Source organism: Corynebacterium sp. HMSC074A09, assembly GCF_001811545.1.
Classification (GTDB): Bacteria; Actinomycetota; Actinomycetes; order Mycobacteriales; family Mycobacteriaceae; genus Corynebacterium; species Corynebacterium hiratae.
Window position 1 is genome coordinate 1 of sequence record NZ_KV805112.1, and the last position, 23,132, is coordinate 23,132.

The 23,132-nt window shown below is 61.3% G+C and carries 22 protein-coding genes and 1 other RNA gene; 7 read left to right on the plus strand and 16 right to left on the minus strand.

Features of this window, described 5'->3' with window-relative positions; translation table 11 throughout:
* Window positions 1-93: 93 nt before the first annotated feature.
* From HMPREF2807_RS01795 to thrC, 5 genes are all read right to left on the minus strand, one after another.
* On the minus strand, window positions 94-705 hold the full coding sequence (locus HMPREF2807_RS01795) for an META domain-containing protein (RefSeq protein WP_049154543.1): 612 nt from the start codon (window positions 703-705) through the stop codon (window positions 94-96).
* Between the two features lie 158 nt (window positions 706-863).
* Complete coding sequence (locus tag HMPREF2807_RS01800; protein ID WP_070510043.1) at window positions 864-1,397, minus strand: NUDIX hydrolase; 534 nt, start codon at window positions 1,395-1,397, stop codon at window positions 864-866.
* 18 nt (window positions 1,398-1,415) lie between these two features.
* On the minus strand, window positions 1,416-2,195 hold the full coding sequence (locus HMPREF2807_RS01805; RefSeq protein WP_232751596.1) for a trypsin-like serine protease: 780 nt from the start codon (window positions 2,193-2,195) through the stop codon (window positions 1,416-1,418).
* 61 nt (window positions 2,196-2,256) lie between these two features.
* Window positions 2,257-2,409 carry a hypothetical protein gene (locus HMPREF2807_RS13965; protein WP_168162647.1) on the minus strand — a complete coding sequence of 51 codons (153 nt, stop codon included), beginning with the start codon at window positions 2,407-2,409 and terminating at the stop codon, window positions 2,257-2,259.
* Window positions 2,410-2,413: 4 nt separating this feature from the next.
* A complete protein-coding gene (thrC, locus tag HMPREF2807_RS01810) occupies window positions 2,414-3,859 on the minus strand; it encodes a threonine synthase (RefSeq protein ID WP_070509996.1) in 1,446 nt (481 codons plus the stop codon).
* A gap of 38 nt (window positions 3,860-3,897) precedes the next feature.
* On the opposite strand from thrC, the gene HMPREF2807_RS01815 reads away from it, so the two are divergent.
* The gene (locus tag HMPREF2807_RS01815) at window positions 3,898-5,199 is read left to right on the plus strand and encodes an MFS transporter (protein ID WP_070510000.1); all 1,302 of its coding nucleotides are present in this window, start codon (window positions 3,898-3,900) and stop codon (window positions 5,197-5,199) included.
* Window positions 5,200-5,211: 12 nt separating this feature from the next.
* On the opposite strand, the gene HMPREF2807_RS13970 is transcribed toward HMPREF2807_RS01815, so the two are convergent.
* The 5 genes from HMPREF2807_RS13970 to HMPREF2807_RS01835 form a co-directional block, all read right to left on the minus strand.
* Window positions 5,212-5,364, minus strand: a complete 153-nt coding sequence (locus HMPREF2807_RS13970; RefSeq protein WP_158395987.1) for a hypothetical protein — start codon at window positions 5,362-5,364, stop codon at window positions 5,212-5,214.
* 134 nt (window positions 5,365-5,498) lie between these two features.
* Window positions 5,499-5,936, minus strand: coding sequence for a hypothetical protein (locus HMPREF2807_RS01820; protein WP_070510004.1), 438 nt, complete (start codon window positions 5,934-5,936; stop codon window positions 5,499-5,501).
* A gap of 29 nt (window positions 5,937-5,965) precedes the next feature.
* Window positions 5,966-6,283: a hypothetical protein gene (locus HMPREF2807_RS01825; RefSeq protein WP_070510008.1), complete on the minus strand. Its 318-nt coding sequence runs from the start codon at window positions 6,281-6,283 to the stop codon at window positions 5,966-5,968.
* A gap of 140 nt (window positions 6,284-6,423) precedes the next feature.
* Window positions 6,424-9,483 (minus strand): bifunctional [glutamine synthetase] adenylyltransferase/[glutamine synthetase]-adenylyl-L-tyrosine phosphorylase, encoded by a 3,060-nt coding sequence (locus HMPREF2807_RS01830; protein ID WP_070510011.1) that lies wholly within the window; start codon window positions 9,481-9,483, stop codon window positions 6,424-6,426.
* A gap of 7 nt (window positions 9,484-9,490) precedes the next feature.
* Entirely contained in the window at window positions 9,491-10,828 is a 1,338-nt protein-coding gene (locus HMPREF2807_RS01835) for a glutamine synthetase family protein (RefSeq protein WP_046647739.1), read from the minus strand.
* 199 nt (window positions 10,829-11,027) lie between these two features.
* On the opposite strand from HMPREF2807_RS01835, the gene HMPREF2807_RS13340 reads away from it, so the two are divergent.
* On the plus strand, window positions 11,028-12,104 hold the full coding sequence (locus HMPREF2807_RS13340; protein ID WP_083306658.1) for a DUF2786 domain-containing protein: 1,077 nt from the start codon (window positions 11,028-11,030) through the stop codon (window positions 12,102-12,104).
* Between the two features lie 110 nt (window positions 12,105-12,214).
* Window positions 12,215-13,942: a CYTH and CHAD domain-containing protein gene (locus tag HMPREF2807_RS01845; protein WP_070510018.1), complete on the plus strand. Its 1,728-nt coding sequence runs from the start codon at window positions 12,215-12,217 to the stop codon at window positions 13,940-13,942.
* 147 nt (window positions 13,943-14,089) lie between these two features.
* Here HMPREF2807_RS01845 and HMPREF2807_RS01850 read toward each other — a convergent pair whose 3' ends face one another.
* A complete protein-coding gene (locus HMPREF2807_RS01850) occupies window positions 14,090-14,278 on the minus strand; it encodes a hypothetical protein (RefSeq protein ID WP_046647736.1) in 189 nt (62 codons plus the stop codon).
* Between the two features lie 146 nt (window positions 14,279-14,424).
* On the opposite strand from HMPREF2807_RS01850, the gene HMPREF2807_RS01855 reads away from it, so the two are divergent.
* Window positions 14,425-15,696, plus strand: a complete 1,272-nt coding sequence (locus tag HMPREF2807_RS01855) for a galactokinase family protein (RefSeq protein WP_070510021.1) — start codon at window positions 14,425-14,427, stop codon at window positions 15,694-15,696.
* Here HMPREF2807_RS01855 and HMPREF2807_RS01860 read toward each other — a convergent pair.
* The 5 genes from HMPREF2807_RS01860 to HMPREF2807_RS01880 all read right to left on the minus strand — a co-directional run bounded on the left by HMPREF2807_RS01860 (window position 15,693) and on the right by HMPREF2807_RS01880 (window position 20,324).
* Entirely contained in the window at window positions 15,693-17,096 is a 1,404-nt protein-coding gene (locus HMPREF2807_RS01860) for an RNB domain-containing ribonuclease (RefSeq protein WP_070510024.1), read from the minus strand. The genes HMPREF2807_RS01855 and HMPREF2807_RS01860 overlap by 4 nt on opposite strands.
* Window positions 17,097-17,132: 36 nt before the next feature.
* An RNA gene (rnpB, locus tag HMPREF2807_RS01865) (RNase P RNA component class A) lies at window positions 17,133-17,565 on the minus strand.
* A gap of 15 nt (window positions 17,566-17,580) precedes the next feature.
* Window positions 17,581-18,762 carry a bifunctional RNase H/acid phosphatase gene (locus HMPREF2807_RS01870; protein ID WP_070510027.1) on the minus strand — a complete coding sequence of 394 codons (1,182 nt, stop codon included), beginning with the start codon at window positions 18,760-18,762 and terminating at the stop codon, window positions 17,581-17,583.
* Entirely contained in the window at window positions 18,759-19,475 is a 717-nt protein-coding gene (locus HMPREF2807_RS01875; RefSeq protein ID WP_049156859.1) for a zinc ribbon domain-containing protein, read from the minus strand. Before HMPREF2807_RS01875 ends, HMPREF2807_RS01870 begins: the two co-directional genes overlap by 4 nt.
* On the minus strand, window positions 19,476-20,324 hold the full coding sequence (locus tag HMPREF2807_RS01880) for a Nif3-like dinuclear metal center hexameric protein (RefSeq protein WP_070510034.1): 849 nt from the start codon (window positions 20,322-20,324) through the stop codon (window positions 19,476-19,478).
* A 103-nt stretch (window positions 20,325-20,427) separates the two neighbouring features.
* Here HMPREF2807_RS01880 and HMPREF2807_RS01885 point away from each other — a divergent pair, with 103 nt between their 5' ends.
* From HMPREF2807_RS01885 to HMPREF2807_RS01895, 3 genes are read left to right on the plus strand one after another with little or no spacing between them, the layout of a single operon-like run.
* Entirely contained in the window at window positions 20,428-20,919 is a 492-nt protein-coding gene (locus tag HMPREF2807_RS01885) for a low molecular weight protein-tyrosine-phosphatase (protein ID WP_046647730.1), read from the plus strand.
* Window positions 20,920-20,950: 31 nt separating this feature from the next.
* Entirely contained in the window at window positions 20,951-21,940 is a 990-nt protein-coding gene (locus HMPREF2807_RS01890) for an SURF1 family cytochrome oxidase biogenesis protein (protein WP_070510037.1), read from the plus strand.
* 24 nt (window positions 21,941-21,964) lie between these two features.
* Window positions 21,965-22,321 (plus strand): hypothetical protein, encoded by a 357-nt coding sequence (locus HMPREF2807_RS01895; protein WP_070510040.1) that lies wholly within the window; start codon window positions 21,965-21,967, stop codon window positions 22,319-22,321.
* Window positions 22,322-23,132 lie beyond the last annotated feature (811 nt).

The window sequence follows — 23,132 nt, forward strand, 5'->3', positions numbered from 1 at the left end:
AAAATCAACGCACTCTAAAACCGGAAGGGCCACTAAAACACAGAAAGTGGCCAACCTCCTGCTGGGGGTTGACCACTGATAAGGAAAGGTCACTTACTTCTCTTCAGGGGTATCGACCTTGACGAACTGAATTGCCTGCCCATCTTTGACCAGTGCGATGGTGGTGTCATCGATGGAATAGACCTGTGGCTTCTTCGGAACGATGACGTTGAAATCGTGAACATCGACCATCACGTCCGGCTCGCAAGCCTTCATAGTGGTTATGACGTCTTTGATCTCTAGGGCGCCGGTGTCCTCCGCGATAGAGTATGTACCGTTACCGAGGTTACAACCATCAGAAACTCCTACGGTTCCATCCGGTTGGAAGGAAAGCCCGATCTTATCGTTCTTCTTCGCAACGAAGCTGCCGTTGAGAACCTCCTTGGCTTGTTCTGCCGACAGTGGCTCCGTGAGGCCCTCCACGTCCTCTACCTTTTCAATCAGGCCAGAACCTTCCGGCGCTTCTGGGTTTTCGGGGTTTTCCGGAGCAGGCTTCGAGCTACCAAACAGTGTGGAGCTCAGCTGTGCCAGCTCACCGGAGCTGGAGCCGAAGGAGATTCCAGAAGAAGGCTCTGCTGCGGAGGCAACCCCGGTTCCGAGTGCCGTGCCAGCGAATGCGGCGAAGGTTGTGGCGATGGTTACTTTCTTGAATCTGAGTGACAACATGGCCCTGAAGCTATGCGGGATAGTTTCCTATGGCAATGTTTTTCATGCATCTCCTATGATGTTGACATGTTCTCCCAATGTCGCCGGAGGCCAGTTTTCCCCGCTTGCCACAGCCATGCTGGCAGCAGAAAACACCTGGTTGAACCACTAAAACCAGATTAAGAGGTGCGCTTGACGTAGCCCATCCGCGGCCGGAAGCCCTGCGGATGTTTCATCTGCGCCACAGCATCCCCGATGATCATACGGTGGCGGGCGCTGACGGACGTCGGCATCTGTGCCACCGAAAACCACTGCGCGGCCACGTTCTCCTCATCGGAGATCACCGGCTCCGCATCATCCGGGACGGAGACACGGATGGCGGTATCTATGAACATGCACTCATCACCGTTGGGGTAGACCACGGGGCCGACCTGGCCCACGCCGAGGAGCGCTTCGATGCGACCATCGAGGCCAATTTCCTCTTTGACCTCCCGCAGTGCGGTCGTCGTAATCTCCTCCCCCGGCTCACAGATACCGGAGATGGGAGCCCACGTGCCATTATCGGCACGCTGGGCAAGCAGCACTGAAGGCAGCTCCCAGATAGCGGAACCCGTGGGCACGGCCCGCACGATAACCGCGGTCACGCTGGGCAAAAAGAGCTGGTCGTGACCAATTTTCTCACGCAGGGACACAATAAAATCAGGAGTGGGCATGGGCACCATCTTAGCGCCTTAAACCTGATCCAGAATCTCCGGCAGAAGTTCCTCGATCTTGGAGGCAGGTGTAAACGACATCTGCGCTTCCGAACCATCCGCGCACCCCTCACTGCTGGCTGCCGCATCAGTGGTGCCCGAGAGAACCCCCACGATCACGTCCTCATAAGGGCTGCCCTGCGCGCCATACACCGGGGCTCCTGAATCGCCATGTGTGGAGCACACCTGGGCGCGCGCCGCGACGGTCTCCACCGTGCGGTCATCAAACTGGAGTTTGCCCTGCCCTTCACGGTGCGTCAGCGGGCCGCAGGTCTCACCGGTGATGCGGCCCAGCTTGCAGACGCTGTCAGGCAACATGTGTTCATCCGCCGCGACAACGGTGGTGGGCATGTCCCGCGGGACATAAAATTCAGCCTCCCTGGTGATCTCCACCAAAGCGAAATCCAGCTGGTGTGTTTCCGGCGCGCTGAGATCGGAGTAGATAATGGTGCCGACGGGCTCTGCCGGGTAGACAAATTCACCGTCGGCAGCGCCTGCCCACACGGTATCCCCCGGCTCACCGCAATGGGAAGCGGTGACGGCGATGGTGCGGGCATCGTCAAGCACGAAGCTCCACGCCACCGTGCACAGGTTGAAGTCAAAGGCTTCGCCGGGCACGGGCTGCGTGGTCGAAATATCCAACGCTGCGCCCGGTGGCACCGGGGAGGCATCCGGCGAATGCACCTGCGGCTCAGCTGGCGCCACGGTGGAGTAGACAGCTGAGCTGGAGGCTGCCTTCTGTACGGGTCCGGCTCCCATCGGCACGGTGCACCCGGCCAGCGCCAACCCCGCTGTGCTCAGTATCCCAAGGAGGCGCCGGCTAGTCTTCCGTCGCGGATGCAGCCTCACCCGAGTCCGCCTTATTCTCCTTATTTTCTTTCTCCATCTCAGCGACCTGCTTCATGTCGCGGATGAACTTCTCCGGATCAAACTCGGTGAAGTACTCCGGGCCCGAGAATTGTTCCTGTCCCATTGTCTTAAACCTCCGTGTTGCTGATGTACTGCGTGATGTAGTCCTTCACCGCCGCCGCATCATTGGGCAGATCCGTCACATGGCGCTCGGCGTCCAAGATGCCGGCGAAACGCTCCGGCACCTCCGGCTCGCTGCCGATGGCCTCCTTGATGGTCTCCGCAAACTTCACCGGCAGGGCGGTCTCTAGGCAGATGATGGGGGTGTCGACCCCATATTCTTCCTGTACCGCGCGGGCGACCTTGATGCCGTCCGCGGTGTGCGGATCCACCAGCACGCCGTAGCGCTCGTGGACATCCTTGATGGTGGCGAGGCGATCCGCGTGGGTGGAGGAACCGGACAGGAAACCGTACTCCGCGTGGGCGGCCTCAAGCGCCTGCTTATCGACGTTAAAGCCGCCTTCCTTCACCTTCGTCCCGAACAGCTCCTTGATCTGTGCGGCATCGCGGCCCAGCAGATCGAAGGCGAAGCGCTCGAAGTTCGACGCACGGGAAATATCCATCGACGGCGACGAGGTCTTGTGGGTTTGCTCCGAGGAGCGCGGACGGTAGCTGCCGGTGCGGAAGAACTCATCGAGCACGTCGTTTTCATTGGTTGCCACAATGAGGCGGTCGATGGGCAGCCCCATCTGGCGAGCGATGTGGCCGGCGCAGATATCGCCGAAGTTGCCGGTAGGCACGCTGAAGGAGACTTTTTCGGTGTTTTCCGTAGTGACCTTGAGGTAGCAGTTGATGTAGTAGACCACCTGCGCCATGAGGCGGGCCCAGTTAATGGAGTTGACCGCACCGATGCGGTTCTCGGCTTTGAAGTTGGCGTCGGCCGATACCGCCTTGACCACGTCCTGGCAATCATCAAACACACCATCCAGGGCGATGTTGCAGATATTCGGATCATCCAGCCCGAACATCTGGGCCTGCTGGAACGGCGTCATACGCCCGGCCGGGGTCAGCATGAAGACGCGGATACCCTTGCGCCCGCGCATCGCGTACTCCGCCGAGGAACCGGTGTCACCCGAGGTTGCACCCAGAATGTTGAGGGTTTCGCCGCGGCGGGCCAACTCGTATTCGAAGAGCTCGCCCAACATCTGCATGGCCATGTCCTTGAAGGCGGCCGTTGGCCCCTCAGAGAGGTGGCCAATGTAGAGGCCCTCCCCCAGTTCGCTAACGGGGACGATTTCCTCGTGGTCAAACTTGGGGTAGGTGTAGGCGCGCTGGGCAATTCCTTCGAGGTCTTCTGCGGGAATATCATCCACAAAAAGCTTGAGCACTTCCGCGGCCAAGGCCGCGTAGCCACCCTCCGCCAGCGTCTGGCGCCAGTTAGTCAGGGTGGCGTCATCGATGCGGGGGTAAGTTTCCGGCAGGTAGAGGCCGCCATCAGGGGCCAGACCTCCGAGGAGGATATCCGTAAAGGAGGCGGGCTGGCGGTCGGTATCGCGGGTCGAAATGTACTTCACCCCCTGCATCTTAGTTGGTGACGCGTAAAGTATCAGCCATGTCGGTTCCTCATCCTCGCAATGTAATTACCACTAAGGCTCTCTCCGTGTGGGTAGCTGCGGTGTTGGTCTACATCGTGGCAATTACCGGCCGCACATCTTTTGGCGTCGCGGGGCTTGAGGCCATTGATCGCTTCGAGGTCGATGCCTCGCGCATTGCTGTTTTCACCTCTGTACAACTGGGCATTTATTCACTGGCGCAGATCCCGACGGGCATGCTCATCGATAAGTTCGGCCCACGGCGCTTGCTCGTCATTGGCTCCATCATTATGGGTCTCGGCCAGGTACTTCTCGGTTTCACGAGTAATTATTGGGTAGCCATCGCCGCCCGCCTGCTCATCGGCGCGGGTGATGCCACCGCCTTCCTGTCGGTGATGCGCATCCTGCCTTACTGGTTCCCGCTGCACCGCACCCCCATGTTCACGCAGGTCACCTCCTCCCTGGGACAGCTGGGTCAGTTTATCTCTGCCCTACCTTTTGCCATGCTTCTGGGCTGGGGCGGATGGACCTTGGCCTTCGTTACCTTGGGCGCGGTGGGCATTCTCATCGCTGTCGCCGCCGCGGTGGCAGTTGCTGATTCCCCGGAAACGCTCGGAATCGTAAAGAAGCCGAAGGAAAAGCCGAACGCGCAGCCAGAGAGCATGGGCGCACTGCTCTCCCAGGTTTTCCGTTCGCCCGTGGCCTGGCAGGCATTCTTCATTCACTGGGTCGGTCTTGCCGCCACCAACGTGTTTGTCATGCTGTGGGGCATGCCCATGATGACGGCGGGCATGGGATTTTCCAAGACCAGCGCCGGTTGGGCCCTGACGTGGTTTACCGTGTGCATGGTGCTGGTAGGCCCCCTGCACGGCAGGTTATCGTCCAGGGCCAGAGGTTTCCGCCCCTGGCTCGCCTTAGGATTTGTGGCTGTGCATTGCACGGTGTGGGTCCTGTTCTTCCTCTTCGGCGGCAGCTACCTCTCACTGATCATCCTCATCAGCGTGGTGTCCTTGTGCACACCGGTGGCAAATTATGGATTCGACATTGTCCGCGAAAACCTCGACCGTAAGGTGGTCGCCACAGCAACGGGCCTGGGAAACATGGGCGGCTTCCTGGCCACAGTCATCGGCGCCCAGCTGGTCGGCGTAGTACTGGACCACTTGGGCAATGGGCCGGATTATCCGTTCTCTGATTTCCAGCTTGCCGCTTGGGCAGTCTTCGGTGTGTGGTGCATCGGCATAGCAGGTGTCCTCATCACGCACGTCCTGCGCAGCCGGGGCGAGGAGGACGGCCCGCACGCCAAAATCATCCAGGTGAGTTAGTACAAGGCTGGGCTACTGGAGGGACAGGGCGCTCAACGAAGCCTCAAGGGGCACCCCGTTGGCCACTTCGAAGACGCCCAGCCCGCCGCCGATGGGAACGAGGATGGCGATGCTCACTCCCACTGCGGTCCTGAGAAGCTCGCGCAGTTTTCGTCGTTTCTCCACTTCAACGCACCAACCTTTATCGTTTCGTTATCTGTGCGTGTGAGCTTAAGAGCCATGGCTGCAAGGCAAATCCTCGTTGACTGCGCATCTCCTGCCAGTCCCTGTGACTTCAGTGCCAGCGTTGCCAGCTGGGACTATTCAGCCGGGGTCGACTCCACGAAGATCGGCCCCTCCACCGGGGCGACGATGCCAGCGTCGAAGGCAGAGAGCGCCCCCTTGGCCTCTTCCTTCGTGATGGCGCCCGCCTCAACGGCCTTGTCCAGATCGGCTTCGAGGACCTGGCGGGACCTGTACCTATCCGACGCCACTGAAAGCAGGCCACGCGGGACCGATTCCGACGGGATCCCCAGCGCCTCCGCCAGGGCCACGATGCGGTCATTTTCGGTGGGGTCGAGGTGGACATTCACCGACTGATCCTGCGGCACGCCACCATTGACGACCTGCTCCACCGTCAGTGCTCCCTCCGGTACGTGATTCCTCTCCGTGACCCACCAGCCTGCGCCGACGACGGTGATGACGGCCGCCACCACGAGGACCCATACGGCGATGATCTGCTTGGACTTCACGGGCATAATTCTAGGCTTCCCTATAGCTCATCGGATTAATCCACGCTCGGCCCAAACGTCCCAAAGGAAGTCCCGTGCGGAGGGTGCGGTGGATCAAGGCGCTCAGAGAGGGCATCGATGATGGAACGGATGGTGGACTCCGCTGCGGAGCGGTCAAGGTTGGTGCGACGTGGCGTATCAGGTTTCGAAACGTCGGGGCGGACGCGAGGCTTGGCGACGTCCACGTGCATCACCGTCCCCTCCACGCTCAGCGCGGCTGCGGGATCACACCCAGCAGCGCGGGCCGCGGCAAGGAAGGCTTCAAGGTCCGCGAGGGTGGCATCGCTCAAGTCGAGGGATAGGTTGAGGCTCATAGTGTGCTCCTTAGAAGGCTGGGAAAGTAACTGCTGCCCAGGCTATCGGCTTAGCACCGGTATGAACAGGGCACGGAACCAAGATCAGGGATAGATCCGGGTAGGCTCAGGGCCCGGCTAAGGGGGTAGGACAGCTGCTTTTAGTCGTGCTCGAAGGATTCCGCCTCCCCCCAGAACACCTCGTCGACCACCTTGCGGGCGTGGCGGGTGATCTTGAGGTAATGGTCGAGAAAATCCTGGTTATGTTCGGGATCCCACCCTGCAGCGCCAGCCACCTGCGCCAGCTGCGGCCCCGGTGCCGGCAGCTGGTCCACGCGCTTGCCGCGAACCAATACCAAAGCGTTTCGGGCATCGGTGGCCAAGAGCCAGGCCTCCCGCAGCTCCTGTACCTGGTGCACGGGTATGACTTCATTGTCTTCGAGGGCATCGAGGACGCGCAGCGTGGACGGCTCATGCAGCGCCGGTACCTCGTGGGCATGCATCATTTGGAGCAGTTGGACGGTCCATTCGATATCCGTCAACCCACCGCGCCCCAGCTTGGTATGGGTATTGCGGTCCGCGCCGCGCGGTAGGCGCTCATTGTCAACGCGCGCCTTCATGCGACGAATGTCACGAATGGTCTTCTCGCTCACGCCCTTCGGCGGATAACGGAAAGCATCCACCATGGTGAGGAAACGCTGGCCAACGTCCTCATCACCCGCCACAAAGGCAGCGCGGAGCAGCGCTTGCATCTCCCACGGCTCGCCCCACTGTGAGTAGTAGCGCTCATAGGACTCAATGGAGCGCGCGACCGCTCCCGAGCGCCCCTCTGGCCGCAAACCTAGGTCAACGTCCAAGGGCGGATCGCCGGACGGTTTTGCCAGGCGGCGGCGCAGCTTCTCAATGATGCCGATGGCCCAGGGCAGCGCTTCCTCTTCGGGGTTGCCTGCAACTGGCTCCGCTACCACGATGACATCGGCATCCGAACCGAAACCTAGCTCCATGCCACCGAGCCGCCCCATGCCGATCACGGCGATGCGAGCCGGTGGTTCGTCATTGTCGTTCTCCAGCCGCCATGCCCTGACCTCGGCGCGGAGCGCTGCCTCCAACACCGCATTCCAGATGGTGGACAGCTCGTAACAGACTTGCTGAACCGGCAGGAATCCCAGAAGATCCGCTGCGGCAATTCGTGCCAACTCCGCGCGGCGAAGAGACCGCGCGACCGAGACGGCCTTGTCCGGATCCGCATGACGCTTGGTGGAATTGACCAAAGCAGAGGACACTTGCTCGGGTTTGGTTTCCAGAAGCTTGGGCCCCGCCGCGCCGTCGGAGAGCTGCTTGACGACGTCTGGCGCCCGAATGATGAGCTCCGACGTAAACGGCGAGGTGCCCAGGATTTTCATGAGGCGCTGGCCGACGACGCCTTCGTCGCGAAGCATGCGCAGGAACCAGGTACGGTCGTAGGCTGCTTCCGAAAGCTTGCGGTAGTTCAACAAGCCCATGTCTGGATCCGCGGTGTTCGAGAGCCACTCCATCAACGTGGGCAGCAAAATGGCCTGGATGCGAGCCTTGCGCGACTGGCCCGCGGCCAAAGAAGTCAGATGCTCGAAGGCTCTGTCCGGATGGCGATAGCCCAGCGCTGCCAGCTGCAGTAGGGCTGCCTCGCGCGACAGCTTGAGCTCGTCCGCCGACATCGATGCCACGGAATTGAGCAGCGGGCGATAGAACAAGCGCGAGTGGAGCTCAGAGATAAGCAGGCGAATCTTCCGGAGATGGATGTTCATCCGATCCGCCGCCGACTGGTGGCCCTGCGGGTGGAAACCCGAGTTGATGGCCAGCCACTCGAGCGCCGTGTTGTCATCCTTCGCCGGCAACGTATGTGTTCGGCGGAAACGCTCCAATTGGAGGCGGTGCTCCAGAAGACGAAGAAACTCGTAGGCCTCAATGAGCTGGGTGCCATCCTCGCGCCCTACGTACCCGGCGCGCACGAGTGCGGCGAGCGCATCGACCGTCGCGAGCGTGCGCAACGATTCATCCGAGCGACCGTGCACCAACTGGAGCAATTGGACTGCGAACTCTACATCGCGCAGACCGCCCTCCCCCAGTTTGAGCTCGCGAAGGCGCATCTCTTCCGGGACGTTCTCGAGCACGCGGCGGCGCATAGCCTGTACGTCTTCAACAAAGGACTCCCGTTGCGAGGCAGTCCACACCATGGGCCCGATCTGGCTCACATAATCCTTGCCTAGGGGTAGGTAGCCGGTCTGCGGTCGCGCCTTCAGTTGTGCCTGAAACTCCCAGGTCTCCGCCCACCGCTTGTAGTAGGCCACGTGCGAATCCAGAGTTCGGACGAGAGCGCCGGATTTTCCTTCCGGACGCAGGTTGGCGTCGACCTCGAAGAAGCAGGCCGAGCCGATTCGATTGAACTCCGATGCTAGGCGCGTAACCTTCGGCGTCGCCTCCGAGCCCACGAAGATAACGTCCACATCGGAGATATAGTTCAACTCCCCCGCGCCACACTTGCCCATCGCAATAACCGCCAGCTGTGCATCGAGGGGCTCGTCGCCATAGACCACACGGACCGCACCCGCGAGTGCGGCCGTCAAGGCGGCATCTGCGAGAGCCGTCGTCAGCCTGGTGACCTCTCGGAAACCTACTCGTGGTTGCGGCCGCGACTGCCCCTTGCGGGAGTGGAATGTACCGGCGAGGTCATGGGCCGCGATGCGCATCATCAGCGTCCGGTATGCCACCTTGAGCGATGCTTTGTGGTCACCAGGGGATGCGCGGTAGGTGCCGGGCGATGTCAGCTCGGGGTTCGCCGTGTCTGGGCGGTCTGGTTGCTCTGCGTACGTCGCCGGTTCCGCCCCCACCTCGCCCAATAGTGTGTTCAGCATTTCCGTTGGGGTAGGCAACGGGCGCTGCAGTTCTTGCCAGGTCTCCGGGTGGGCGGCGAGGTGATCACCGAACGCCGAGGATCCGCCCAATAGGGCGAGCAGCCGAACTCGAAGGGTTTCGTCTTCACGCATCGCCGGCCCAATCTCAGGCGCTCCCTCAAAGATCCTCATCAACGTGTTGAGGGCCATGTCGGGATCACCGGTTCCGGCCAGTGTCCACAGCAGCTCCAGGGATTCCGGACTATCCCACTCGAGACGGGAAAGATCCTCCGCAGCAGTTGGCCGGGTAAGGCCGAGAGTCGCCGGGGACGGTACTGACACAGGACGCATGCTTCTCCTAGAAGTTCAGGTTGTTGCGCAATTCGAATGCGGTGATCTGTTGCTGGTACTCATGCCACTCGTCCCACTTTGCGCGCAGGAAGTATTCAAAGACGTGCTCGCCAAGGACCTCTGCCATGAATTCGGAGCGTTCAAACTCTCGGAGTGCTTGGTCCAAGCTGCTGGGCAGGTCCTTGTACCCCATCGCCCGGCGCTCACGGCGGGTCAACTGATGGACATTGTCCTCGGCCGGATCACCGAGCTCGTAGCCTTCCCTGATACCGCGCAATCCGGCGGCCAGGAGAACCGCATATCCCAGGTAGGGGTTCATCGCTGAGTCTAGAGAGCGGATCTCCACCCGCCGCGACATTTCCTTGGACAGGCGGTAGGTCGGTACTCGGACGAGGGCCGAGCGGTTGGACACGCCCCAGGTCACCGACCCCGGGGCTTCGCTGCCAAACATCAGGCGCTTGTAAGAGTTGGTCCACTGGTTGGTGATCGCCGTCATTTCCACTGCATGCTCAAGAATGCCGGCGATGAACTGCCGTCCCGTACTGGAGAGGGAAATCTCATCGTCGGGGTCGTGGAAGGCGTTGGAATCGCCTTCAAACAGGCTGAGGTGGGTGTGCATTCCCGATCCCGAGCGGTCTTCGAAAGGCTTGGGCATGAATGTGGCATGCACGCCTTGCTGGGAAGCCACCTCCTTGATGAGGTAGCGGAACGTCATGATGTGGTCTGCCATGGACAGCACATCAGCATGACGCAAGTCGATCTCCTGCTGCCCGGGTGAGGTTTCATGGTGGCTGAATTCCGTAGCGATGCCCATGGATTCCAGTGCATACATCGACCGGCGGCGAAAACTCGGGGCGTTATCGTGGGTGGCTTGGTCGAAGTAACCGCCGTTGTCGGTGGCAATGAGGTTGTTGATATCACGCGCATCCTCAAGGAGATAAAACTCGATCTCCGGTGAGGCCTTACACGTGAACCCTTCATTGGCCGCCTCTGTGACCTGCCGGCGCAGGATGTGGCGTGGATCCACCAGGGAAGGGTGCCCATCGGGCTGGGTAATGTCGCAGAACATGCGCGCTGACAACAGCTCTGGCTCTTCCTTATCGAAGGGCATGATCTGGAACGTTGAGGGATCCGGCATGGCGATAGTATCGGCCTCTGAGATACGGGAGAATCCCTCCACCGAGGAGCCATCGAAGCCAACACCTTCCTCGAAGGCAGATTCCAATTCGGAGGGGCTCATCACCACAGATTTCAACGCCCCCAGGATGTCAGTGAACCAGAGGCGAATGAAGCGGATATCGCGTTCTTCAACTGTACGAAGGACGAATTCGTGTTGGCTGTTCATGTTTTAAACCCTACCGCCGCGCACCGAAGCCGCGGCTGGGCGTTTGCTGTTTTGCCCCCGCAGCGTCACCTATCGGCCCAGTTGGCAAGAGTAACTCGGGGGAAAATTTTTTCGACCTTCCAAACCCTTGTCGCTGTCACATGCTTGAATGGCCCCATATCCAAACTGATGTACGAACAAAGATAGGAATGTGATTTCCATGAACACCAACCACGCAACACTGAGCAAGCAAGGACTCGACCTCATTATCCGAGCGGCCCAGCGAGGATGGTCTCCTAAGGATCTTCTTCACGTCGTGGGCAACTTTTGCCACCCACTCATTTATCGTGCCGCCGGCCACGTGCCCGCACAGATTAGTTCCACTGCGTTGCGCAAAGAGTGGTTGAGCCTCACTCCGCCTGCTTCGATGACCATGTCCACCGATGAACTGACGCGACTCATCGAAGCAACCATGTTGCTTCCCTTACTTCGTGACGTTGACGTGCTCGTGCCTGAGAGAAATAGCTCCCAGTCAGCGCATGGCAGCAAGGAGGATAAAATCCGCACCAAAATCTCCCACCTTCTGCGGAAGGCCGAATCCACTCCCTACGAGGAAGAAGCCAGTGCACTCATTGCCAAGGCACAAAGCCTGCGGCAACGACACCGGATCGATGGTGCTCTCGACGCTTCGCCCAGCTCCGTAGTTTCCACGCGCCTTCATATCAGTGCTCCCTATATCAAGCACAAGACCACACTTCTTAGCGTCATCGCGGATCGCAATGGATGCACTGTGCTGCAACTTCACCCCAAAGGGATCATCACAGTCTTCGGCGCTAAAGAGGACGTCCACCATGTCACCGACCTCTTCGCTTCACTTCTTCGGCAGTGTGAGTGGCACATGCACCACGGAGAACACGCGAAAAGCGCACGCCAAGACGGCAATGTTGCAGCTTTTCGCCGAAGCTTCATTTTGTCTTATGCCACCCGAATCGGTCAGCTCTTAGATGAGGCAAACACCACGCTGGGGCCACAAAGTACAGACGCGACGGCTTCCACAGCACGCAATCCGGGGGTTGGGCATGATGCAGTAGTCGTTGCCCACCACTCTTTATCAACGGTGGAAGATCGTCGGCGTAGCGCAGAAGCGGTAGTAGATCAGCTCTTTCCCAACGCCCGCACCATATCTTTAGCTATGGGGAGCCGAGCAGGCGTGTCCGCCGGGGCCTCCGCTGCGGAAAGGTCTCATTTAAGTGGTGATTCCTCAGGGCTGGCAGGACGTGCCCAACTCATTCGTTAGGGCGGGCTCAAAGGCTGGCACAAGTGCTCTAATGACTAGGTAAACTAGATGGAAGTGTAGAGGTTTTGTGCCTCCTCTTTAAATTTTCGCTCCCCGACGAAGGTGTGTACATGTCTCCGAAGACGTTCCTTGAAATCGAAGCCAAGTTCGCCGTGGATGAAGCCACGCCAGCGCCCGATCTCACCAACCTCGACGAGGTTGCCCGAGTAGCAGAAACCCGCCACCAATCATTGTCGGCGATCTATTACGACACGGAGGACCTTCGCCTTACCCACGCCAAGATCACGCTGCGCCGTCGCACCGGTGGAAATGATGACGGTTGGCACATCAAGATCCCCGGTGCCGAAGTCCGCACCGAAATTCGTGCCGAACTCGGCGAACCAATTGATGGCAAGTACGAGGTTCCCGCCGAGCTTCTCCACCAGGTTCGCTCAGTGATCCGCAATCATCCGCTGGAGCCCATTGCACAGGTCGACAACAACCGCACCGAATTGCTCCTTGTCAACGCCGATGACCAGCCGGTCGCTGAGTTCTGTGATGACCATGTCACCGCCTTCTCCTTTCTTCCGGGTGGCTCCCAGAGCACCTGGCGTGAGTGGGAAGTCGAGCTCGCTGGGGAGCTCCCCGGCACCAAGGAAGGCGGCGCTCTACTGCGGCACGCCACTTCCCTACTGATTAGCTCTGGGGCTCGGGTTTCTTCCTCGCCGTCCAAGTTGAAGTCGGCATTGGGTGAATCCGTCAACAATGTCGAGCTTCCCCCGTCACTTGCCACGTCCAACGTGGAGCCGGGCTCGCCCGCGGCAGCGGTTGTGGACGCATTGAAAGCCAACCGGGACAAGCTCGTCGAATATGATCCACGGGTTCGCCGCGATGAGTGGGATTCGGTTCACCAAATGCGCGTTGCTACCCGTGAACTGCGCAGCCACCTGCAGACCTTCCACGGCATTGTGGTGGGCCCCGAAATCGAGCGCATTGAGTCAGATCTGAAGGAACTTGCGGCCATGTTGGGCGTCGCCCGCGACGCCGAGGTCGTGGAGGAACGTTGGCAGAACCTCCTCGCGTCCGAGGATTCCGACGTCCTCGATGAAGCCACCCGCGAACACATTGCTCACGACATGGGCCGCGCCTACCGCCGCGCGCATCGCCGAGTCATCGCCGCGCTCGATTCCGATCAATACTTGGCTCTGCTCGATGCATTGGATGCCTTCCTCTCCGACCCGCCGGTTGCCGGTGAGGACACGCCCGCTGACGCCGACAGCACCTCTGCCAGCGACGAGGCGGAAGACTCTTCGGTCGATGATTCGGCGTCCGCTGACTCCACTGAAGAACAAGAGTCAGCAAAGGTCTACGAGCCGAAGCACGCCAAGCCTGATGAGGACGAAGAGCCCCACGATCTTGATACGGTGATGGCCCTGCACCTCAAGCAGGCTTATGACAAGCTGGTCAAGCGCCACAAGAAGGCAGTCTCCAACTGGGATAATACCGAGCTGACGCTACATGAACGTGAAGAGTACTTCCACGATATGCGCAAGGCAGCAAAGAAACTGCGCTATGCGGCGGAGGCAGCTGGTTCCGCAACCTCGTTGAAGACGAAGAGCCTCTACAAGGCTTGCAAGCAGATGCAGTCAGTCTTGGGAGACTTCCAGGATTCGGTGACCTCTCGCGACAAGCTGCTCGAACTGGCAGAGACCGCGCGCCGCCGAGGCGAGGACACCTTTGGCTATGGTCTGCTCTACCAGCGTGAGCGCGCCATCGGTTTGGAAGCGCTCAACGCCTACTCGGAGAGCTTCAAGGCCATCAAGTCTGCGTTCAAGCCGCTGCGCAAGAAGCTGCGTTAATTCCTCCCCGCTGGGCGCGCTGCAGCGCCCGACAGGTGGAACAAACTTTTCAACGGCCCACTCCGTCGCGTTTCTCGCGAGGGGGTGGGCCGTTGGCTTTGAGCTACCGTCGCTCAATGGGGCGTCCTGCAGGAGTCCTGCAGGACTTTAGTAATCGTCTTCAGCAGCGTCCTCGGCATCAGCCGCAGCAGTGCGGGCTTGCGCGATTTCGATGGCGCGCTCGGCTTCCTCGCGGGAATCATAGGGGCCCATGCGGTTCTCCCAACCAGACACCTTGCCCTGGGTCACCTCACCGGTGGACGGGTCGTAGAACCACTTGTTATCAGCCTCGGCCATTGTTTTCTCCATTCTTTTAGGCGCTCGATCAGTGCACCCCACACTACAGACCGCCCATCGACTACGCCCGTTAGAATAGATAGGTCACCTACCTCCTGCCCCGTTTACAGGCAGGATCTCGCCACCAGCAAAGGAGAACCTTCCCGATGCCCCTGTGGACTGCCCCTTCGACCCCGGCCGTCGACCGCGTTCGCGCCGCGCACAGCGACAACATCGGCGCCGAGCCGGCGCATGTCGCCAGTGCCCCAGCCACCTGGGCACTCATCGGCGAGCACATCGACCACTACGGCGGCATCACCATCATGGGCCTGGCTGATCTCCGCGCAGCGGTAGCTGTAAGCCCTCGCAGCGATGGCATCGTCAACGTTCGGCTCGAGCACACCAACGGCGAGACCCTTGAGGACCAGATTTCGCTGGAGAAAGTCTCCTCCCTCGCCGCGGAACAGCAGCCCGGCGTCGATTCCGAAGGCCAGCCCATCGAGCCCCCAGCGCCCGAGGGCGCCATCGCAGCGCGCCTCGGCGGCATCATCTACACCATGATCAACCGCCAGCTCCTCACCCGCGAGACCGCCGGCGCCGACATCACCGTGGTCAACGATATCCCAGATTCGACCGGGCTCGGAGCCGCCGCAGCCATTGATATCGCGACCGCTTTGGCCTTGCTCGGCGGCGCGGACGATCCCCACGATGCTCCTCTTCGCGCCCGGATCGCAGAGGTATGCTCCCAAGCTGTCGGCACCTTTGCCCGCTTCCCTGCGCTGCGGGCCCGCCACTCCGCCGCACTGCGTGGCGCGGGTGACTCCATCACCATCATCGACTACGCTGACGGTTCCGTCACCCAGGCACCGCACGTGGTCAACAAGGACATCGCAGCTTTTGCCCTCGCCGTCCCCGGTGACTTCGATTCCGCTGAGGCTGTTGCCGAAATCCGCGCTCGCGAGCGTTTCATTGACGCCGCCTGCCGCGCCTTCGGCACTGCATCGCTGCGCCTCCTGCCGGATGCGCCCCAGCGTGTCCTCGAGTGGCTCGCCGCCGTCCACAAGGTGCACGGCCCCGAAAACCAGCCCACCATCGACCAAGCCACAGCATGGCTGACTTTCTACTCGGAAGAAACCGAGCGAGCCGAGGGAATTGCCCGCGCCTTGCGCTCACGCCGCGGCACCGAGCTCTTCCCACTGCTTACCCAATCGCAGTCAGCCTTGGCCACGGTCTATGGCTTCAACTCTGCGGAAAAACTCGCACAACTGGCCACCGCCCGCGGCGCCGTCGCGGCGCGCTCCGCCCACGCCGGGACATCAACCGCGGTTATTGCCTACGTCCCAAGCACCAAGGCCCCGAACTTCGCGGCCGACCTCGCCGAGGACGGCCTGCTTGTCGTCCCCCTATCGGCCGGTGCCCCCGCCATTACCGAGGACTAGTCCGCCGGCCACGCAAAGAGCACGTCGCGCTCGGCAACATCGGCCCTCACCAGCGAGACGGTGGTCTCACTGCCGGTGGGTGGTTGCCCCACGGCCATTCCAATCACCGGCGGATCCAGCACGACGAGGCGCGCTTTCTCGCGCTTTTCTCCGCCGTCGACAACCACGGCCTCAAAGTTGGTTCCTACCCACGGCTCCAAAACCGTAGCCTCCGTAAGGTTGAGACACGCCTTATCCACTTGGGAAGCCAGCTGCGAAGTCGAACGCATCGTGGAAATGACATCCCCGGCGCGCTCGCGTACCCACTCCGGCACCTCATAGCCACCGCTCAGCGCCAAGCACACCTCCGTGGCAAAGCGGTCGATGAGGCGGCGCAGCGGGGCGGTTACGTGTGCATAGTATCCGCCGATCCCCGCATGCACATCCGCGTCACCGTCCTCCAGCCACACATAGTCTGCCCCGCGCAAAAGGCGCTGGGCCTCGCGCATCACCGCCATGCCACGCGGTGAATCCGCGTCCACGGAATGGAGGAATTCCGAAATGCTGCTCTCCCCCAACTCAAAGCCCAGAGCCTCAGCCTCGGTGCGAAACGTTGCCTCAGCTTCCGGCGTGGCTGCAGAGAGCGTGCGCAGGAACCCCACTCCGTGTTCTTCCATCAATCGGCCCGCGCACATTCCGGTAAGCAACGAGATTTCGGAGTTATAGTCCATCACCTCATAGCGCGGCTCCATCACCAGCTCGTAGTGCCCCTTCTCCGCATCATTCGTCTCGGATACGCGCTGCGAGGGAAGGCGCAGGTTGATCGCCTCGCGGCGCAGCGAGGAAGCCTGGCGCAGCTTGCCCACCTCCGGCAGCAGGGCGATAGAAGAATGCAAAGTGCCATTCTCCAGGTCCGCATGGGCCTGGTCGTAGTCCAGCCGGGCGCGGCTGCGCACGAGTGCGCGCTCCACCGAGAAGTCCTCCACCTCACCCGCGGTGTCGAGGTCGAAGGTCCAGAGGACGGCGGGGCGGTCGACGTCGGCAAGCAGCGAGGCCCTATCCTCTGAGAGCTCCGCCGGGTGTAACCGCGCCGGCTCATCGGGCAGGTAGATGGTCTGGCCGCGCGTCAGGGATTCGGTCTCCAGCTCGGAGCCCGGTTCGATGAAAGCGCCAACATCGGCAATGGCGTACAGCACGCGGTAGCCGCCATCGCGGGCTTCGATGAAGACGGCCTGGTCCAAGTCCATGGAGCCGGCCGGATCAATAGTCACCAGCGGGATGTCGCGGGCATCGCGGCGCTGCTCGGCGTAACGATCCTGCGCGGACGCGGCCTGCGCGGTGACTTCTCCTGGGAAGTCGGTGGGAACGGAGAATTCCTCGGCGATGGGGCGAAAGTCCAGGGGCGCGGCATACAGCTTCATGCCGTCCCATTGTTCCAAAAAATAAAGATATGGGCGCGAATGAGCCAACCTATAAGCCGGATTCTGTGCCGCGCACCAAGGCGCGGTGGTAAACATCCATCCAGGCCAACCGTTGCCAGTTGGCTCAAGCAGCTACCTTCAGGCTTCGACGAGCAGCCTACTAACGCCTGATCGGGCCCGCTTTCCAGCGGGCCGTGATGCCTTGCTCCCAGTGGGGTTTACCCAGCCACCGCCATCGCTGACGGTGCTGGTGCGCTCTTACCGCACCCTTTCACCCTTACCGCTTGCCTATCGCCACACCGAAGCGAAGCGAAAGGCGCGGCGGTCTACTTTCTGTTGCACTTTCCCGCGGGTCACCCCGGGTTGCTGTTAGCAACCACCGTGCTCTGTGGAGTCCGGACTTTCCTCGGCCCGCGCCTAGCCCCAGAAAGGGGCCGGTTCGACGGAACGCGTTTACCCGGTCGGCTCATTCGCGCCTGTTAGTTTATCGCAGCGCGCCCAGATGCCCCACATCGTTAAATCGGTGCAGGGTGCTACCGCCATCGAAGAACTCAACTTCGCTCAGCGAAGCCAGCTCCAGGAACAGATGGTTGGGGGTCTGCGGTCCAGAGTCGAGCGCTTGGCGCACGAAGGACTTGATGGGGTTGACGTGGGAGACTACGAGCACGGTTTGCCCCGCATAGCGCTGCTGCAGCTGGCGGCGCGCGGCGCTGACGCGGCGGTGCACCGCGCGCAGGGACTCCCCGCCCGGGCAGGCCACGGACGTATCCTTCAGCCAGCGCGCGTGGAGCTCGGGGTCGGCGGCGTCGGCCTCGGCAAAGGTCTTGCCTTCCCAGCGCCCGAAGTCCACTTCGATGAGGGCCTCGACGGTCTCCACCCGCAGGTCCCGGCCCTCCACCACGGCCGCGGCCGTTTGCTGGCAGCGGCGCAGTGGCGAGCACACCACGGCATCGATGTGGGTATCCATCAGCGCTTGCGCGGCGGCGAGCGCTTGCTTCTTGCCTAGCTCGGTGAGCTCGGGGTTCGCCCGCCCGGAGTACTGCTTGGCTGCGGACATCGCTGTCTGACCGTGGCGCAGCAGGATGAAGCGGGTGGCCGGGCCACACTCAGGGCGCCAGTCGGCCGCGGTCGATGACGCCGCGCTTGGCGACGCCTCCCCCGCCTCCCCGCCGGGTTCTACACCGCCCGCCGCATCGACAGCAGCGTCGGCTTCAGCGACGTCGCCGGCACCCATATCGAGGATGCCCACGGGCTCGCCCTTCGCGGCGGCATCCATGGCCACGTTGGAGAGCTCATCGGCCACCGAGTTCTTGGCGCGCGGGACCCACTCGAGGCTGAAGCGCGGAATCTGGTTGAGAAGGCGGCGCGCCTCGATGGCGAGCTTCTGCATGTCCGGGTGCTTGATCTTCCAGCGCCCGTTCATCTGCTCCACCACGAGCTTGGAGTCCATGTAGAACTCGACCTCGTCCGCGCCCAGCTCCACCGCGGCCTCGAGGCCGCGCAGCAGGCCGTGGTATTCGGCCACGTTATTAGTGGACTTCTGCCCCACCACGTAGGCGATTTCCCTGAGCAGCTGCGAGCGGTCCTCGTTGTAGACTGCCGTGCCCGAACCGGCTATCCCGGGGTTGCCGCGGGAGCCGCCGTCAGCGAAGATGACTAGCTTCATGAGGCCGGGCGTACCAGGTAGGAGCCGCAGTCGCTGCACTGCGGGACCTCGTCGGCCGCCGCGTTGCGCACCGCGTTCTGCTCGGCCGGCGGCAGCACGATGAAGCAGCCGCCGCAACCGCGCCCGGTGAAGGCCGCCGCACCCACACCGTTTTCTTCGCGCACGGTCTCGTACTCCGCCACGATGTCCGCGGGCAGCTGCTCGCGCAGCTCGCCGATGCGAACCTGCGGATCCGGTCGGTTCGCCGCGGCCTCCTGGGCGGCTTCGGCCGCGCGCTTGAGCACTTCGAGCTTGCGCTCGGAATCGGAGACCTTCGCGCCGTGGACATCCAGGTTGGCGCGCAGTGCGTGAATTTCGTTGTGGGCTTCCTGCAGCTCGCTCATGAGATCCGCGATGCGGGACTTAGCCGCATAGAGATCGTGCTCCAGATCCTTGCGAGTCTCCGGGTCGGTCGCGGCACCGAGCTGGGCCTTATCGTCGCGCTCGCGCTGGCGCAGCTTGCGCTCGTCGGCCTGGATGCGCAGGATCTCCATCTCCATATCGTCGACGGCGAGCTGGGCGGAGCCGGAGGCGTCGAGAAGCCGGGCGTGTGCGGCCTGTGCCTTCTCGTATTCCTCTTGCTCCGGGATGGTGGGGGTTCCACCGTGCGCCTGGGAGCGCTCGAGGGTCGCCAGCTCCAGCAAGATGCTCTGCAGATCCTGTGACAGTTTCATTTAGTTCTCCTTATGCGCAGAAATCGTCCATGGGTCGGTGCGGACATCGATGATCTCGGTGTTCACGCGCAATGCGTTCTCCACAATATCGCGCGCCTGGGTGGTCCAGGGAAACTCGCTGGCCCAGTGAGCGGTATCGACCACGGCTGGACCTTCAGGATGGGCCAGATGCGCAGCGCGCAGATGTTCATCTACCGGGTGGTGGCGCAGATCGGAGGTGACGTAGACGTCCACGCCGAGCGCTGCTGCCTGGTCCAGGAAGGAGTCACCCGAGCCACTGGAGACGGCCACGCGCTTCACCACGCGCTCCGGATCACCGGCCGCACGCACTCCCCACTCGGTTTCTGGGAGGGCATCGGCCACGCGCTGGGTGAATTCGCGCAGCGTCATTGGTTGCTCAAGCTCACCCACGCGCCCCAGGCCCAGCGCCTCGTCGAGGTTCTCATAGGGCTCGACAGGGACGATGGGGCGGCCGGGCGTGATGCCGACGAGTTCGGCCAGCTTGTCGTTGACACCCGGGCGCGCTTTATCCGCGTTGGTGTGCGCGGCCAGGAGGGCCACACCGTTGCGGATAAGAGTGTGAATGACCTTGCCCTTCGGGGTATCCGCCGCCACCGAGGTCACCCCGCGAAGCAGCAGCGGGTGATGCACCACAAGCATCTGCGCGCCGAGCTCCACGGCCTTGTCTGCCACCTCCTGGGTGCAGTCCAGAGCGAAGGCCACGGTGCGCACCTCGTCCGCGGGGTCACCGCACACCAGGCCGACTGCATCCCACGACTCAGCGAGCTGCGGCGGGTAGGCCTCGTGGATAACGCGGCGGATCTCGCCAACGGTCGTGTGTTCTGCCATCTCGTTTGCTCCTTATACGGCTTCAGGTTTCACGTCAGTCGCGTCGCTGCTATATCCTAGCTTTCGTTCGTCAGCGCACCCCTCTAGCTTAAGGAGCCTTTGCATGACGCCTCCGGAGAACGACAACCAGCTCCACATCGTCTTCGTGTGCACGGGCAATATTTGCCGCTCACCAATGGCGGAAATCATTACCCGTGATGCCATGGAGACCGATATGCTCGATCTCCTCGCCCGCGTGGACTCCTGCGGCCTCGGCGGCTGGCACGTGGGCCAGGGCGCAGACGAGCGCGCTGTGGCTGAGCTGCGCCGCGGCGGGCACGATGGCGCTGGCCACCAGGCCGCCCAGCTGGGTCCGGAGCACATGGACGCGGACCTGTTCGTGGCCATGGATACCGGCCACCGCGATGCCCTTATCGAGCGCGGCATCCCGAAGGACAAGGTGCGCCTCATGCGCAGTTTCGACCCGAATTCTCCGGAGGACGCCATCGTGGAGGATCCGTTCTACGGCACGGAGGAGGACTTCGCCCGTACCCGCGAAGAGATCGACGCCGCCGTTCCAGGTCTGCTCGAGTGGATTAAGACGAACCACGGCTAGATAATCTTTTGCGGCTACTAGACTGATCATCATGCTCAAGACATTCCTCAAGCCTGGGTGGGTGCTCTTTCTCATCTTCATCGTCGCCTTTTCCTATTTGTCTTTCACGGTGCTCGCACCGTGGCAGCTGAATAAAGACGACCAGATTGTGGAGCGCAACCACCTCATTGAGGAGGCCTATGACGCCGACCCCCAGCCGGTCACCGAAGTCTTTTCCACCGATGGCTCCCTGCGCAAGGAGTGGGAACGCGCGGAGCTGACCGGCCACTACCTTCCGGAGGATGAGGTGCTGCTGCGCCTGCGCCCGGTGGAGTCCGCTCCGGGCTTCCAGTCGCTGGTTCCCTTTGAGACCGACTCCGGCGAGACTTTCCTGGTCAACCGCGGCTGGGTACCCACGGATGAGGGCAATTCCGTCCCCCGCATCGATCCGGCCCCCTCGGAGAGGGTGACCATCGTGGGCATGGCGCGCTACAACGAGCGCGAGCACACCTCCGCCCCCATTGAGGAGCAGGGCTACACACAGGTCTACTCCATCAACACGGAGCAGATCGCAGAGCTTGTCGACGTCCCCCTCGCCCACGACTACCTCCAACTCTCCCCCGATCAGCCAGGTGAGCTGCATGCGCTGCCGGTGCCAAAGCTGGACCGCGGCAACCACCTGTCCTATGGCTACCAGTGGATTGCCTTCGGCGTGATGGCGCCGCTGGGCTTTGCTTACTTCGTGTGGTCTGAGATTCGGGAGCGCCGCCGCGCCCGTGAGGAAGAGGCCCTGATGGCGGAGGCGACTGCGGCGGCTATTGGCACCGGTGCCGGCTCCCCCGATACGACCGCGGCCACTGAGGCCTTAGAGCTTGACCACGAGGAGACCTCCAACAAGCACCCTGATGCTACGAAGCCTGCTGCCCCGCCTTCGACGCCAGCAACTACCTCGCAGCCTTCGCGCCGCTCCCGCTCGCGCTATGGCTCTGCCAAGCCGGACTTCTACGAGAAGATCCGTGAGCGCGGTCAGGAGCGCTACTAGCCTCGACCCCCAAAGGGGACGATCATGAACGCGATTGCGTGGACGCGAGAAGCGACCGAAACCGAGATTGCCGACAGTATTCTTGAAGCCGCTGGCTGCACCGCTGAGAACTGCGTTCCCAACTGGGACGAAGACATGCCAGAAGCAGTGTGGCCAATCAACGGTAGTGAAGAAGAATGTCTCCGAATCGGCAAGCAGGCAAACGGACTCTACTGTGTCAGGATCTTCTCCATGAGATTCTATCCAGGGCACTGCCAAGGCATCTACGGTGACGAATATCGCAAAGAAAACGTCGCACTCAACCAAATCGAAGAAACAATCTTCCAAGCGCTCAAAGAAACCAACCGGATCAATCTCCGCGAGTGGCCAGGCGAACACTAAGACAAACGGTGCGAAGCAGGATCGACATTCCCTACTAGAGCAAAGAGCATCTTTCGCCCAAGCGCAAAGCCTTCCTTCTCATTCACGCCCGACGCTGCTAAATATGGGTCAATGCGGATACCGATGCACCTTCCTGTGCTCGAACCAGGCCCAAATCAAAGAAGCCAAGAACAACAGTGGCGTAACCCATGCCAGACGATGCCACCAATGTGCTCCAAAGTATGATTCATCAGCACTTAATCCTGCTAGATAATTGATTACAAGCGTTGCGATGAACAGCACTACAACGACAGTAACGCTCCACCAGTAGGCTGTGCTTTTCTGTTTACGCATCAATGTCACCTTCAGCTTGCACTGAAAATGTCGAACTCAGCGCGAACAATGCCGTAGCGCTCACGCACGCCAGCCCTTTTTTGAACATGATGACCCCTTTTCCAGATTTCCAAGATGCCCGGCTCATCACCGGCTTACCTCAAACCTATGACTAATGAAAAATGCAGTCAATAACCATTTGCCAACAATGATTATTCATCTGCATAAACACTGGTCATGCTTTTGTGGCCTAAGTCATTTTCGTAAGTATTAGTTCCACTTGTACATGGAGCACCGTTACGCATCCGTTCATTCGTAGAGGGGAGCGAATATCGGATTGGGGCGAGTGGTGCCCTTTTGAGGTATACCCCAACCGAACACTCCACGGGCATTGCCGGCCAAATCATCGGCTACGCCCGCATCAGCACTACCGACCAAACCCCGAACGCCAACACACCCAACCCAAAGGGCTTAAGGGACATTTCGTGTGGATAAACCG